Genomic DNA, 13,617 nt, shown 5'->3' with positions numbered 1-13,617 from the left:
CAGGGACCGAGGTGACCCGCGTCCGTATGATTGGCCCCATGAACCTGCTCGACCGCATCACCATCGACCCGGAGGTCGTCCACGGGCGTCCTGCGGTTCATGGCACCCGGATGCGCGTCAGCGACGTGCTCGCGTTGCTTGCTTCCGGCGCCCATGAGGCGGAGATCCTCGCGGACTATCCCTATCTTGAGTCCGACGACATCAAGGCTTGCCTGCAGTACGCCGCAACCCAAGCGGATCACACGGTCCTCACGGCCTGATGCGCTTCTTGGTCGATGCCCAGTTGCCCCCGGCGTTGGCTCGGCTTCCGGAAACCCACGGCCATCAGGCAGAGCACGTCGTGGACATCGCACCGCATACACCCGCAAGGCGGAGCTATTGACCTGGTTCACTCCGCTGATCGCCCAGATCGTCGAGGCTGGCGAAGCTGGCGACAAACTGATCGAGCTCCGCTGAACCCAACGACGTCCGCCTGCCCAGAAGCGTCGTCAATAACGGCGGGACGCAGCCGTCCCGATCTGCGTGGGTCGAGGTCAGTCGCAGCCGGCCTCACCGAGGTGCTCGTGCGCCCGGTGCGAGGCGGGTTCCACTTGGAAGGTCGCGTGGTGCAACTCGAAATGGTCGGCTGCGCACTCCTGGAGCCGGTCGAGAATTCCGCCGACACCCACCTGCGTCAGGGCCTCGTCGGTGACGGTGATGTGCGCCGAGAGGCTGGGCAGACCGCTGGTGATCGTCCAGGCATGCAGATCGTGGACGTCGGTCACCCCCTCGACCCCCATCAGGTGCGCGCGGACCTCGGCCAGGTCGAGGTCCTTGGGCGCGATCTCGAGCAGGACCCGCAGCGCGTCACGCAACAGGACGAAGGAACGCGGCAGGATCATCACCGCGATCAGCAGCGAGGCGATCGGGTCGGCGCGCTGGAACCCCGTGGCGAGGATGACGATCCCGGCCATCACGGCCAGGACCGAGCCGAGCAGGTCGGCAAAGACCTCGTTGATGGCGCCCCGCATGTTCAATGACCCGGTGTCCGAGCGGTTGAGGATCGCCATCGACACCGCGTTGGCACCCAGCCCGACCAGGGCGAAGCCGATCATCGGGCCGGCGGCGACCTCGGTGGGATCCGCCAGCCGGGAAATGCCCGCCCACGCGAGGTAGCCACAGACCCCGAGCAACACCAGTGCATTGAGCAGCGCGGCCAGGATCTCGGCGCGGTGATAGCCGAACGTGGACCGCGGTCCGGGGCGGAGCGTCGCGACGTACGACGCGCCGAGTGCGAGGGTGACGGCCGCGGCGTCGGTGGCCATGTGGCCGGCATCGGCCAGCAGGGCGAGCGAGCCGGTGAGCAGTGCGCCGACGATCTCGACCACCATCACCGAGGCGGTGACGGCCAGGACGATCTTCAGGCGTCGGCGGTCCGCCGCTCGTCCGGCACCGTGACCGGTCCCGTGTGCGTGTCCCATCATCGATCCCGGTGCCTCAGTGCGCCCTCGACGGCGTGCTCTGCCTGGTTGAAGGCGACCTCGACCAACTCGAGCGCGTGCTGGTTGGCCAAGCGGTAGAAGACCCGGTTGCCCTCCTGCCGGGTTGCCACCACCCGGCTCATCCGGAGCTTGGCCAGGTGCTGGGAGACCGTGGCCTGAGACTTGCCGACCTCATCGGCCAGGACGCCGACCGACTGCTCCCCCTCGCGCAGCGCGAGCACGATCCGCACCCGGGTGGCGTCGGCGAGCAGGGAGAAGACCTCGACCGCCACCGGGAGGTGAGCATCCAACTCTTCATCGGTATATGCGTGCATGCGCATATAGTGGCACGCGCGCGACACCGCAGCAACCCGCGGACTCAGGGTGCCAGCGTCATCCCACTGCGGTCATCGCGCCGACTCGGTCGGCCTCCTCGATGAGGACAGTGATGACGTCCTGCTCCCCGATCGTGGTCACCTCCAGGCTCAGGTTCGGCGCGCGGAGCGCATTCCTCTTCGCGGCCTCGCGCACCTGCGACGGTCCGACGACCATCAACTGCAGCCCGCCGGAGGTGCGGAAAAGGGACACAGTCACGGGACTGCCGGCCGGCATCGCCTCGACCACCCCCAGCACGAGCCTCCCCAAGCTGGCGGCCGTCTCCCGATCCGGGACGTCAACGCCGCCACTACGCAGCACCACCTGGACATCTCGGTCGTAACCGACCTTAAGGGCTTGCGCGAACCACTCGCCCATCAAGACGAGCTCAGGCTCCAGCATCACCAGTTGGCGCAGATAGGCCTCCTCGCTCGCGCAACGGTTCTGCACCTGCACCGAGCGGGGGTCGCTGGTCCCGGCGGCGATCTGGCGCAAGAGCACTTCCGAGGTGTGCAGACCTGCCTCACGCCATCGGCGTTTCGCGTGCTCGGCGAAGAGACGCGCGGCCGAGTCGAGCCGCGAGGCGAAGATCTTGCGCTGCTCCTGCGCGGTACGCCTACCGATCTTGGTGATGCTGCGTTGGAACCCGGCCCAACCGAGTGCGATCCAAGGCGCCACTACACCACTGACCTGGACCGTGGCCGCCGCATTCGGATCCGAGCGCCAGACCAGGACGGTGACGACAGCGACGACGGCGAGATAAAGGATCACCGCGAAAGCCCAGTCGTGGCGCCTCCGCCGCGCCGCGACCAGGACGATCAAGGCCACCGAGGGGCCCAGCGCCTGGCCGTAGACCACCTCGGACCGCCCGAAATCGATCGCCATCATGGAGAAGAGGAACGCTGCACAGGCGCCGGCGACCAGTATGACCAGGGCATCGACTGGCAGGACCCGGCCGTCCCGGGTGCGCCACCATGCGTACGCCGCCGCGACCGCGGCGACCCCGGTCATCAGATAGTGCTCGGTCCACATGCCGAAGCGGTTGAGGATCGACAGAACCAGACCCACGAGCGTCAGGCCCACGGCCCACAACCACCCCGCACGAGCCCGGAGGCGAGGAAGGGTCTTCTCGACGTCCAAGGTCGGATCCACCGTTTCGCCCAGGTCTTCGGTCATCACCAGTGGCACCCGCAGCGTGACGGCGGTCCCGTCGCCGGGCGCCGTTTCGAGTTCGACCTGACCACCAACACCTCGGGCACGGGCCAGCACCGACCGTTCCAGCCCACGCCCGGCAGGGATGACTCCGTCGAAGCCGATGCCATCGTCACGCACGCTGATCAGGACGTCATTGCCGATGCGAGCGACATCGACTCCGATCGACGTCGCGCGCGCATGCTTGACCGCGTTCTGCACCAACTCCTGCACGATCCCGGCGATCATGCTCCAGGGCATCTCCGGGTGCGCAGCCGCCATCTGCTCCACTGCAAGGTGATCCATGCCGGTGCAGATGATCGGGTGGCCCGTCCGATCGGCAATGGCCGCGATGCTGTCGGCCAGGCTGACCTCGCCGCGTTCGCCCGTGCCGATCTCTGCGATGACGTCGGCATCGTGGTCACATCGGCTCCGCACCGCGGCCGAATCAGCGGTCGCTGCGCCACCACGGGCGATTGCTCCCAAGGTGTTGATCACGGTGTCGTGCAGCCTGCGCGCATCTTCAGCCGCCTCGGCACTCGCAACGCGCACTGCCACCGCACGCTCCGCCTCATACGCCGCCTTCACGGCAGTTTCGTCGGCCCGCCCCGCAAAGTCGATGAGCACCTGCAGGCCGAACCGGGTCGCCACGATGATCGAGAACGTCGCCACGCCCAGCGCAAGCGGCATCTGCACTCCCCATTCGGGATGCAACACCACGATGCTGAGCGGACCCACGAGAGCCATCGCCAACGACTCGTAGAACGCTCCACGGCTCCGCATGAAGAAGGACGCGGTGAGCGCAGCGACATGGGAGTTCCAGCACGCCGAGAAGGCCAGGACGCTCTCGATCGAGTCAGCCACGGCAACTTGGACCACCGTCATGCCCCAGACGAAGACGTGCAGGATCCCCGGTGCCAAGCGGCCCGCGTTGGCGACGAGGAGCAGTGCGGCCAGCGAGAGGTGCGCCGCAACCAGCAGAAGGCGTGAGCCAGGTGCCGCAGCGCTGTTCACCGCCGCCCAGGCCATGATCAACTGCCAGACGGCGAGCGCGTTGAAGACCACGCTCCGCATCGAACGCTGCAGGCTGTGAGTGGCCCAGCCGTGGGGGAGCCCGTTGTCATAGAGGTCGGTGGCCGCGCGGCGGAGAGAAGCCCGGAAGTCCACGGTGCCCACCTTTCGAAACAGCGACCGCAGCCACCCAGCAGTCACCATGCGCCCCTCATCCTAGGAGTCACGGCTGAAGCTGGACTTCCCGGATCATCACGTGCGTCCACGGGCCGTCGACGAGGGCCGCCCTCAGCGCCAGCGCTCGAGGGTGAGTACCCACTCATCGACGCTGAGTTCCAAGGTGTCCTCGTCGACCATCTCGAGGTCGACCGGCCCACCGGCGAGCAGTTCGGTGGTGACCTCTGCGGCCAGGGCGGCGGCCTCCGGTTCACTCGCGTCGAGTGGCACCGTCGCGCGGTTGGTCACCTCGAAGGTGATCGACTCCTCGTCGCTCTGGTAGGTGGCCTGCCATGGCCGTCCGTCCTGGCCCTGAGCGTTGCCACCGGCATTCAGCACGAGCCAAGCGTTGGTGGGAGCCAGATCCACCTCGTCGCCGTCGGGGGTGAGCACCGCGGCATAACGCCACTGGTCCATCAACTCCGTGCGCGGCTCGGCTCCGACGCTAGGCGGTCCCGGCTCCGGTGCCGGGTCGTCGCCACCACAGGCCGTCAGCGTCAGGCCGAGCACGAGAGCCGCGGCCAGGCCGAGCAGGCGCCGCAGGGGAAGGGAGACGTGGGACATGGGACCTCCGGTCATGAGTCGTGGCTGGTCGGTTCGATTGCCGGGACCGCCTCCACCACGACGTTCTCCGCGTAGTGGCGGGCCGAGCCGACCCGCCTCACCTCGCCGCCGCAGGTGATCAGCACCAGGCGCCGCGGGCCGTCGACGGCGAAGAGTTCGTCGGGCAGCACGGTGCGCGGGTAGGTCACCACGCGCTGCACCACCCATTCCTGCGGCGCTCCGGCGCCGTCCCGGGTCCATATCCTCATGCCCGACTCGGCACCGGCCAACGGATAGAACGCGCCGAGCTCGGCTCCGTTGGTGACGTGGCCGACGAGTGTCGTCGTGCCCTGCGCTGCGGTGAGCGGCGCCGCGCCCTTGTAGACCCCCACCTTCTGGGCGTCGAAGGGGACCACCACATCGGACTGGCGGACCCCGACCTGCATCAGCGGCGCCTGGACCCGCAACTGAGGCACCAGGACCGTGTCCGGCCCCATCTCCTCGGGCAGCGGGCCGCCTGGGCTGGCAGCCACATGGCGTTGTACGTCGGAGAGGTCACCTCCGGGCAGCGGTGCGGCAGGAGGTGGCAGGTCGGGTGCCGTGGCGCTCCGGAAGGCCACGAATCCGGCGAACACGGCGCCGCCCAGGAGCAATGCCGCGAGCATCGCCCACATCCAGTGACCGCGCCTTGGGACTGGTGCGTCCTCAACGGGCACGGGCACCCACGCAGAAATCAATCTCTGCCGTGTCCAGCATGCGCAGCACCGCCGCGACGATCGCTGCGCTCGCCGTGCCGTCGCCGTACGGCGAGGACACCGTCGCCAGACCGTCACCCCAATCCTGGTCAGCCACGGCAGCGGCGAGCAGCTCGGGCAGGTCCGGTCCTGGGATCCAGCGGCGGGCGAAGCCGGCGTCGATCGCCTCGGGGCGCTCGGTGCTGTTGCGCAACACCACCAGCGGCCGCTTGAGGACGGTGCACTCCTCCTGCACGCCCCCGGAATCGGAGACCAGCAGACGCGCCCGGCTGGCCAAGGCCAGGAAGGTCGGGTGGTCCAGTGGCGCGACCACCCGCATGCCGGTGAGCAGGGACTCCAGCCCAGCACGCTCGATGGCAGCGCGGGTCCGCGGGTGCAGCGGGAGCAGCACCGGGCACGGCAGGTTCGCCAGGGCAGTCATGATCACGGAAAGTCGGTCGGCGTCGTCGGTGTTCTCCGGACGGTGGATGGTGGCCAGCACGTAGTCACCCGCGGTGACCTGGTGCGCGGCAAGGGCGGCGTCGCGCGCCGCATCGTCCGGGAGCATCATTCGGGTCGCCTCGACCACCGTGTTGCCAGTCAGCAGGATCCGCTCCGACGGGACACCCTCGGCCACCAGTTGGGCCCCGCTGAGCGGGGTCGGGGCGCAGTGCAACTCGGCCACCACGCCGATCAACTGCCGATTGATCTCCTCGGGCATGGCGCGATCATAGGAACGCAACCCCGCCTCGACATGGACGGTCGGGATGTCCAGGAAGGAGGCAGCCATCGCCCCGGCGGCGGCGGTGTTGGTGTCACCCTGCACGATCACCGCTCCCGGTCGGTCCGCGGTGAAGGCGGCGGTCAACTGGCGCAGGATCTCGGCGAACTGCCCGGCGCGGTCGACCCCGCCGACCCCAGCCAGCCGCACCTCGGGCGGCGGCAGGTCATAATCGGCGAAGAACTGTGCGGAGAGTTCGTCGTCGAAGTGCTGTCCGCTGTGTACGACGTACCCTCGCTCACCCAGTCCGTCGATGACACCGGCCAGCTTGATGATCTCGGGCCGGGTGCCGAGCACGATCGCTGCCCGGGCCGGGTTGATCCGTGCGTTCACAGGTCTGCCCTCACGCCCGATGGGCCTTGCGGCGGGCCGGGGCACCGGAAGGCTCCCGCATCAGCAGGAAGAGGTAGGCCCCGGCGGCCACGAAGAGGCCGACCACGGTGACGATGGTGCCGAGGTACATGTGGGTCCAGTCGAAGCCGGCCCGGCCCCAGACCCGGGTCGCGCCGATCACGACGCTCAACCGGACGAGATTGGTCAGCAGGATCAGCGTCAGGGCGATCGCCGCCCCGAACAGGATCGCCTTGGTCCGGCTGCGCCAGGCCACCAGCAGGATGGCGGTGACGACGCAGAAGCCACCCATCAGCGCGGCCGAACTGCAAGCAGAGGTGATGTTGAAGCCCATGATGTCCGAGGTGCCCATGCCCGTCCACACCACGGCCGTGCCGTCCTGGGCGACGGCCTTCACCGGCGAGAGCAGGTTGACCACGCCCGCCTCGAGCCGGGCCTCGTGCATCCGGTAGGTCTCCCCGAAGCTCCACGCGGCGATGCCGGCGATGAACAGGACGATCCCGGTGGTCCACCTGGACACGAACAGGGGGATGTCAGACACGGTGCTTTCCTCCGTTGACGATTCAGCTGGCGGTGGCCGGAGCGGCGGGGACTTCGGTGACCCGGCTGGTCTTCACCCAGCCGTTGCGCCGCAGGATGATGCGGAACAGCGCCCGCCAGGCGCAGATGTAGGAGATGTAGTTGGTGATCAGGAACGAGTGGCCGATGGCCAGCGTCCGCAAGCGGCCCATCTCCGGGTCACGGCGATAGGCGAGGACTGCGGTGATCAAGGCCGGCCAGAAGCCGAGCACATAGATCACCACCGCCATCGACCCCCAGGCGATGACGGGATCCGCAGTCGCGGTGACACCGGCGAAGGTGATCGCGATCTGGATCAGGATCAGGTGGTAGAGGATCGACCAGGGCAGGTCGAAGAGCCACGGGACGGCGAGATAGAGCAGCATCTCGATGGAGGCCCCGTGGCTCACGTTGGGCGAGCCGAGCACCTCGGGTGCCCGCTTCATCGCCATCATGTGGCCCTGGTACCACCGCGTCCGTTGCCGGATCAGTGGCCGCAGGCTCTCGATGCCCTGCTGGTCGACCGAGGCGAGTGGCGTGGTGGTCAGGTTCCAGCCACGCACGGCCAGGCTGATCGCGAGGTCCAGATCCTCGGTGAGGGCCTCGGTCCACGGCGCATCCCCCAACTCCATCAGGGCGCTGAGCCGGGCGAACTGGCCGTTGCCGCCGAGGCTGACCGAACTGGTCTTCATCCGGCCCAACTGGGTCAGGGAGGACTGGGTCCAGAACTGGTAGTCCTGGAAACGGAGCAGGAAATTGGTGGAGCGGTTCCGGATCCGGACCGAGAGCTGGGCGCCACCGACGGTGTCGTCCTCGAAGAGCGCCGTGACCGCACCGACCGCACCGTCGGAGAGCCGGCCGTCCGCGTCCATCACGCAGACCAGCACCTTGCTGGGGTCCAACCCGCGGGCCGCGACGTCCGCGCGGACGTGCGCATAGCCCTCGTTGAGTGCCGCGCCCTTGCCGAGGCGCGCCATCGGCAGTTCCCGGCGTACGACGGTGACCTGGGCGCCACCGGCAGCCGAGGCGATCGCGCCGGTGTCGTCGTCAGACGCGTCGTCGATGACGAAGATCCGGAAGTCGAGTTCGGCGCTGGCCAGGCTGGAGACCGTCGCGCCGATCACGGCTTCCTCGTTCAGACACGGGATCAGGTAGTAGATCTCGAACCCGCTGCCACGGGGGTCGCCGTGCTTGGGGTCATAGGGTCGGCCATAGCTGACCTTGCTCTGGGCGCCCAACCGGACCCCGGCCCGGCGCAGTTGCACCAGGCCGGAGCCGACACAGATGAAGAAATAGGCGGCCGCGAAGCCCATCACCAGGGCTGCCGCCGTGTTGACGATCGCCCATCCCGTGTCCACCGCGACCGCTCCCCGTCAGGAGAGGCCGGGGCGCAGCCCCGACTCGTGGCCGGAGCGCTTGAGCAGGAAGATCCGCAGGGCGACCAGGCCGAGGATGAGCAGGACGAGCGCGGCCAGCACCCACCCGAAGGTCTGGGCGCCGTTGGCGACCGCGGCCCCCGAGCTGGCCAGACCGCCACCGACCGTCAAGCCGCCGGCGCCGGGCTGCACTCCTGTTCCGCCATATGCCATGACGAACGAACTCCTTCTGGATCAGAAAACTGTGGGTGTGGCCGTGCGGAGTGGGCCGGGAACCCACCCCGCACGGAACCTGATGCCTGAGGTGATCAGGCGGTCTGCCGGCGACGGCGCATCAGCAGCAGGCCACCGATGGAGCCCAGGCCGAGCACTGCCGAAGCAGCCAGGGCGACCTCGGGCGAGGCGAACAACGGCGTACCGTCCGAGGTGAAGTTCACCTGGTTCGACTCCGGCGAGGTGTTGGTGCCGTCGCTCTGCGTGGCGACCAGGGCGTGGACGCCCTGGGTCAGCAGCGTGTCGGGCGTGCAGCTCCAGGTGCCGTCGGCGGCCACGGTGGTGGTGCAGACCGTGGAACCGTCATTCTTGTCGGTCACCGTGATGGTGTTGCCGGGACCGCCGGTGCCGGCGATCTCGGTGGCACCGTCACCGGACGAACCACCGGTCGGACCGGTGATCACCGGGGCGGCCAGCGTGGTGGTGACCTGGGCCAGGCCCGAGTACTGCGAGGTGGTGCCATCGGCCTGGATGGTCTGGACCCGGATGAAGCCACCGGTCGCGGTGGTCGGGATCGAGACCGAACCGGGGCTGACGTTGTCGATCTGGCCCAGGTAGACCTCGGCGTTGTCGTCAGCGGTCCAGAAGACACCCAGCGAGACCGGGGCGGTCGGCTGGTTGTGGGCGTTGCCACCCACCGCCGGGTCGACCGGGGCCACGTCGAACGTCACGTTGCTGCCGTCGAAGACGGCGTTGGCGGGACGCCAGGTCTGGATGTTGTTGTTGGTGCCGCTGTCCTCGTTGGAGACGAACCAGAACGAACCACCCTCCGACTGGACGGGGTCGATGGTGCCACGGGTGTTCGGCCCGAAGGTGTTGCCGACGACCGTGGTGATGCCGCGGTTGCGGATCCAGATCGGGGCGTAGGCGTTCGCAGCGTGGCCGTAGTCCTCGATGTGGTTGTACTGGATCGTCCAGCCGGTGCTGTCGGTGGCCGACGGGGCGCTCACCCAGTCACGGATCGCGTTCTGGTAACCGTCATCGCCAGCCTGGGTGCGGGACCAGGTGTTGTTCGCGATGACGTTGTTGGCGCCCACCTGCTGGTAGTAGATGTCGCCCGAACCGCGCCAGTTGTTGTCCTTGAACGTGTTGTTCGAGATGACCGTGTTGGTGTAGGTCGCCTGGTCCATGTTCAGCGCGCCCCGCAGGTAGGGACCGTTCTCGGTGCCGTTCGTCACGAGGTTGTTCGTGAACGTGAGGTTGTTCACCGGCCCGGGCCCGTCATCCCAGATCTGACCCACCTTGTTGAAGGTCGAGTTGGTGATCGTGATGTCGTTCCACTCCTGAGCGCCGGGTTCTGGGATGAACGCGCCGCGCATGCCGGTGAATGTCGAGTCGGTCACCGTGAACGAGTTCATGTTTGCCCGAGCACGCGGGTAGATCGCGTAGCCGGCCACGGACTTGCCGTCGGGAACCGTGACGGAGATCCCCGACAGGACGGCGTTCTCGGTCAGCGAGTCCCGGCCCAGCTGCAGGAAGTTGGGGGCGTTGCGGTCATTGACCATCGAGGAGTTGGTGACGGTCAGGCCATCCACCAGCCCGTCGAAGTCGACACCGATCGCGGTGGTCCACGGATCCTCGAACGCCATGTTGGTGATCGTGGTGTTGGTGGTGACCCCGCCGGACGTGCCCGGGTCGATCACGATGCAGGCCTCGAGCCAGATCGTGTTGTTGCCTCCGCTGTCCTTGATCTGGTTGCAGGCACCGTTGCTGATGGTCGTGCCGTCGACATCGCGGATCACGATCGCCGTCTCCGGCGAGGCGATGTTGGTGAAGTTCGTCAGCGTCACGTTGTCGGACTGGATGTCGAAACCGTTGGAACCCCAGTCGGTCAGCTCGCTGGCGAACCCGATGTCGCCACCGAAGTCGATCGTCACCGGGTTCGAGGCATTGATGACGTACGACGTGGCCGAATAGCCACCGGTGAGGTTGTTGCTGCCGTTGGCAGTCGACATCTTGCCCGCGCTGCCGCCCGGGTCGACGATCGTGCCGGACAGGCTGTCGTCGAAGACGATCGCGATCTCACCGGAGCCCGCCGGGATGGCGTTGGCGTACGCGATGGCTGCCGACAGGGAACACGTGGCAGGCGACTGCTTGTCGCGACACTCCGACGGGTTCGCGCTGTAGGACAACGCATTGGCGCCGTAGGCCAGCGAGTCGACAGTGATGGTGACGGACGGGGCCGCAGCGGCCGAGCCCGCGGCAACGATGCCCAGGCCGGCAGCGGTCAGGCCCACCGATGCGGTGATTGCGAGTGGTTTGCGCCACGCTCGTGGGCGCCGGATGGACTTTTTAGACATGAAGCATTCCTCTGCACTTCCTCATTGTCGAATACGTCCCCAAGCCATTCGGGCGGGCCTGAGCACGGCGAAGTTAGCACCGGTCAAACGACCTCAGGAATGAAATGAAACGGCAGATCGAGAAATGCCCCCCGCATGGGGGTCAAGACCGGACCCCCATGCCCTCGGGTGCCCTCTTGGCGAGGCGTCACGTGCTCAGGGTCCAGCAAAAGTGCGGGTGCTGAGGTGTCAGGGGTTGCGCCGCCTGATGCCGGACATCCCCGTGTCGGAAACCAATCCATGCAGGAGGAAATGGGAAATACAAGCACCCACAGGGGTGCGCGCGTCGTTTATCGATCTGTCTTGTCCCCTGAATAGGGGTCAGATTCCCGCTGTGCACCCAAGAAGATCCGAAAGCCATTAAAGTCCGGGCCTCGTGGGCCCCCGGCGGGTCCCCGAGCGGAAGGAACAGGGGTTGACGACCAGCGGAGAGAGACCGCTCCCTGTGCTCTCGGAACGGGAGGCCAAGCACTTCACGCGCAGGGTCGCCGTGGTCACGGACCATCTCCTGCACCGCGAGCGCACCCAGGAGTTGCTGGCCGCCCAGCCCGGGCTCAAGGTGATCTGGAGTGGTGCCTCCCTCCACGAGTTCGTGCTCTGGGCCCGGACCGGACGACGTGCCCCCGACCTGCTCCTGGCCGATGTGCCCGTCGACCAGGGACCGGCCGGGGCGGCCGAACGCGTGGGCGCCCTGATCCGCTCCGGCATACCGGTGCTCGTCCGGATCGCCCGGGCTTCTCCCTCCATGGCCCAGCCCTTCCTCCGCGCCGGCGCCTCCGGGGTCGTCGACAAGCACGAGTCCGAGGAGGGTGTCGTGGCCGCGGTGTGGACGGCGCTGGCTCGGCATCACCGGCGGTTGCACGCCTTGGCCGAGGACGACGAGCCGGTCATCCCGCGCCCGCGACTCAGCGACCAAGAGGGGCGGGCGCTGGTGCTCTACGCCTCGGGGATGACCCTCGCTGCCGTGGCCGACGCGCTCGGCGTACAACGCGACACCGCCAAGAAGTACCTCGGCCGAGTGAAGTCGAAGTACGGCGCGGTCGGTCGCCCGGTGCACAGCAAGCTCGACCTGCACCGGGTCGCCCGGGCCGACGGCTATCTCGACCAAGACCTCCCACCCTCCTGACCCCCATTCAGGGGTCAAGGTTCGCCTGTGGTCCACGCGCCGGTCCATGCTGTGTCCCGAGCGCCCATGGCGCGTTCGACCTGGAGAATGCATGGAGTCCGAACCCACCCCTACGCCGCGGCAACCCACATCTGGTCCGTGCGCCACCGTGGCGCACGATGTCGACGCGCAGGCGTGCATCGACACCACCGTGGTCAGGACTCTCCTCTGCTGCGTCTTCGGGTGGCAAGCGGTGATGGTCATCGCGATCCTCGACGCCACAACCCGCATCCCGGCTCCGCTGCTCCTCACCGCCCATGCCCTGCTCGCCCTGGTCACCCTGGCCACGGCGCAGCGCCGAGCGCCGGTCCTGGCGGTGGCGCTGGCAGCGCCCGCCGTGGTCCTGCTCGACGTCGGCGCCCTGACCGAAGTCGAGGGACCACTGGCGCTGGCCACAGCTTGGTGGTGGCTCCTGTGCTGCGCGGTCCCGCTCGTCCTCGCCCGGGCCACCACGGCTTTGGTGGCGGGCGCCTGCGGCCTCATTGCCGTTCCGGTCGGCACCGCACTGCTCCACCCGGCGTGGGAGACGTGGATCCCGATCGCCATGGTCGTGGTCGGCCTGATCACTGCCACAGTGGCCCGGGTGGGCGTGAGGATCGTCCGTCACGCTGTTGAACACCGTCAGTTGCCGGCCGCGCTGGGCCTGGCTTGGGGCGGGGCCGTGATCCTGCTCGGTCTCGTCGTGGAGTCCGTGCACCGACCGGGCGCGCTCACCGCTGTGCACGCGGCCTTGGCGACCCTTGCGGGACTCTGCCTGCTCGCCTGGGCAGGGAATAGGCGCGGGGCACCACTCCATCCGGTGATCCCGCTGGTGACGATGGCCTGCACCCCGGTCGTCTTCGTGCTCGGATTCATCGCCGTGGAACTCGGCAGGGGTGACCTCTTGGCCTGGCAGGTCTTGCTGGCGACGGTCCCCCCGGCACTCCTCCTGCCCAATGCAACCAGTCCGGCGCCCTTCCGGGTCGCGCTGGTGGCGCTGGGATGCATCGCCGTGCTGATGGCCGGGGCCATGGCGGTCGACGACACCGGTCCCTCGGCTATCCTGCCTTTCATCGGCGTAGCCTCGCCCCTCGCGCTCTTGGCCAGTTGGGCCCATGTCGACCGAGCACTGGGAACGCTGGCCACCGTGCGGCCCGCGGGGACGTGGAGCGGCGCCGCGCCCCGACCCCGCGCACCGGCTCCCGTGCGGCCGCGCTGCACCACCTCCCCGACCGAGTCAACCTCCGGAAGAGCAGGCTGAACCC

14 protein-coding genes are annotated in these 13,617 nt (G+C 68.1%); 4 read left to right on the top strand and 10 right to left on the bottom strand.

Features of this window, described 5'->3' with window-relative positions; all coding sequences use genetic code 11:
• The first annotated feature begins 38 nt into the window (after positions 1-38).
• Entirely contained in the window at positions 39-260 is a 222-nt protein-coding gene (locus Q9R27_RS15900) for a DUF433 domain-containing protein (protein WP_311253381.1), read from the top strand.
• A gap of 273 nt (positions 261-533) precedes the next feature.
• On the opposite strand, the gene Q9R27_RS15895 is transcribed toward Q9R27_RS15900, so the two are convergent.
• The 3 genes from Q9R27_RS15895 to Q9R27_RS15885 are packed head-to-tail and all read right to left on the bottom strand — an operon-like array spanning position 534 to position 3,764.
• Complete coding sequence (locus Q9R27_RS15895; protein ID WP_311253380.1) at positions 534-1,460, bottom strand: cation diffusion facilitator family transporter; 927 nt, start codon at positions 1,458-1,460, stop codon at positions 534-536.
• Positions 1,460-1,795 carry a metalloregulator ArsR/SmtB family transcription factor gene (locus Q9R27_RS15890; RefSeq protein WP_311253379.1) on the bottom strand — a complete coding sequence of 112 codons (336 nt, stop codon included), beginning with the start codon at positions 1,793-1,795 and terminating at the stop codon, positions 1,460-1,462. Before Q9R27_RS15890 ends, Q9R27_RS15895 begins: the two co-directional genes overlap by 1 nt.
• 58 nt (positions 1,796-1,853) lie before the next feature.
• Positions 1,854-3,764: an ATP-binding protein gene (locus tag Q9R27_RS15885; protein ID WP_311253378.1), complete on the bottom strand. Its 1,911-nt coding sequence runs from the start codon at positions 3,762-3,764 to the stop codon at positions 1,854-1,856.
• Positions 3,765-3,807: 43 nt separating this feature from the next.
• Here Q9R27_RS15885 and Q9R27_RS15880 point away from each other — a divergent pair, with 43 nt between their 5' ends.
• Entirely contained in the window at positions 3,808-4,119 is a 312-nt protein-coding gene (locus Q9R27_RS15880; RefSeq protein ID WP_311253377.1) for a hypothetical protein, read from the top strand.
• 206 nt (positions 4,120-4,325) lie between these two features.
• Here Q9R27_RS15880 and Q9R27_RS15875 read toward each other — a convergent pair whose 3' ends face one another.
• From Q9R27_RS15875 to Q9R27_RS15845, 7 genes are all read right to left on the bottom strand, one after another.
• A complete protein-coding gene (locus Q9R27_RS15875; RefSeq protein WP_311253376.1) occupies positions 4,326-4,817 on the bottom strand; it encodes a hypothetical protein in 492 nt (163 codons plus the stop codon).
• Positions 4,818-4,828: 11 nt separating this feature from the next.
• The gene (locus Q9R27_RS15870; protein ID WP_311253375.1) at positions 4,829-5,461 is read right to left on the bottom strand and encodes a class F sortase; all 633 of its coding nucleotides are present in this window, start codon (positions 5,459-5,461) and stop codon (positions 4,829-4,831) included.
• Between the two features lie 40 nt (positions 5,462-5,501).
• The gene (gene wecB, locus Q9R27_RS15865; RefSeq protein WP_311253374.1) at positions 5,502-6,644 is read right to left on the bottom strand and encodes a non-hydrolyzing UDP-N-acetylglucosamine 2-epimerase; all 1,143 of its coding nucleotides are present in this window, start codon (positions 6,642-6,644) and stop codon (positions 5,502-5,504) included.
• A gap of 10 nt (positions 6,645-6,654) precedes the next feature.
• On the bottom strand, positions 6,655-7,203 hold the full coding sequence (locus Q9R27_RS15860; protein WP_311253373.1) for a hypothetical protein: 549 nt from the start codon (positions 7,201-7,203) through the stop codon (positions 6,655-6,657).
• A gap of 22 nt (positions 7,204-7,225) precedes the next feature.
• The gene (locus tag Q9R27_RS15855; protein ID WP_311253372.1) at positions 7,226-8,578 is read right to left on the bottom strand and encodes a glycosyltransferase family 2 protein; all 1,353 of its coding nucleotides are present in this window, start codon (positions 8,576-8,578) and stop codon (positions 7,226-7,228) included.
• A 15-nt stretch (positions 8,579-8,593) separates the two neighbouring features.
• Positions 8,594-8,809 carry a hypothetical protein gene (locus Q9R27_RS15850; RefSeq protein ID WP_311253371.1) on the bottom strand — a complete coding sequence of 72 codons (216 nt, stop codon included), beginning with the start codon at positions 8,807-8,809 and terminating at the stop codon, positions 8,594-8,596.
• A 95-nt stretch (positions 8,810-8,904) separates the two neighbouring features.
• Positions 8,905-11,169 carry an Ig-like domain-containing protein gene (locus tag Q9R27_RS15845; RefSeq protein WP_311253370.1) on the bottom strand — a complete coding sequence of 755 codons (2,265 nt, stop codon included), beginning with the start codon at positions 11,167-11,169 and terminating at the stop codon, positions 8,905-8,907.
• Positions 11,170-11,698: 529 nt separating this feature from the next.
• On the opposite strand from Q9R27_RS15845, the gene Q9R27_RS15840 reads away from it, so the two are divergent.
• Positions 11,699-12,334: a hypothetical protein gene (locus Q9R27_RS15840; protein ID WP_311253369.1), complete on the top strand. Its 636-nt coding sequence runs from the start codon at positions 11,699-11,701 to the stop codon at positions 12,332-12,334.
• A gap of 91 nt (positions 12,335-12,425) precedes the next feature.
• Positions 12,426-13,613, top strand: a complete 1,188-nt coding sequence (locus tag Q9R27_RS15835) for a hypothetical protein (RefSeq protein ID WP_311253368.1) — start codon at positions 12,426-12,428, stop codon at positions 13,611-13,613.
• Positions 13,614-13,617: the final 4 nt, after the last annotated feature.

This window comes from Nocardioides sp. AE5 (assembly GCF_031844485.1).
In the GTDB taxonomy this organism is placed as follows: domain Bacteria; phylum Actinomycetota; class Actinomycetes; order Propionibacteriales; family Nocardioidaceae; genus Nocardioides.
The sequence above is the reverse complement of the archived record's forward strand: the minus strand, read 5'-3'. Positions and strand labels throughout refer to the sequence as shown.

What these genes read in the sequence shown, in the direction of transcription:
- Q9R27_RS15835 (WP_311253368.1), top strand. Translation starts at nt 12,426, where the DNA reads ATGGAGTCCGAACCCACCCCTACGCCGCGGCAACCCACATCTGGTCCG.
- Q9R27_RS15890 (WP_311253379.1), bottom strand. Translation starts at nt 1,795, where the DNA reads ATGCACGCATATACCGATGAAGAGTTGGATGCTCACCTCCCGGTGGCG.
- Q9R27_RS15870 (WP_311253375.1), bottom strand. Translation starts at nt 5,461, where the DNA reads ATGCTCGCGGCATTGCTCCTGGGCGGCGCCGTGTTCGCCGGATTCGTG.
- Q9R27_RS15850 (WP_311253371.1), bottom strand. Translation starts at nt 8,809, where the DNA reads ATGGCATATGGCGGAACAGGAGTGCAGCCCGGCGCCGGCGGCTTGACG.
- Q9R27_RS15875 (WP_311253376.1), bottom strand. Translation starts at nt 4,817, where the DNA reads ATGTCCCACGTCTCCCTTCCCCTGCGGCGCCTGCTCGGCCTGGCCGCG.
- Q9R27_RS15845 (WP_311253370.1), bottom strand. Translation starts at nt 11,169, where the DNA reads ATGTCTAAAAAGTCCATCCGGCGCCCACGAGCGTGGCGCAAACCACTC.
- Q9R27_RS15900 (WP_311253381.1), top strand. Translation starts at nt 39, where the DNA reads ATGAACCTGCTCGACCGCATCACCATCGACCCGGAGGTCGTCCACGGG.
- Q9R27_RS15880 (WP_311253377.1), top strand. Translation starts at nt 3,808, where the DNA reads ATGAAGAAGGACGCGGTGAGCGCAGCGACATGGGAGTTCCAGCACGCC.
- Q9R27_RS15895 (WP_311253380.1), bottom strand. Translation starts at nt 1,460, where the DNA reads ATGGGACACGCACACGGGACCGGTCACGGTGCCGGACGAGCGGCGGAC.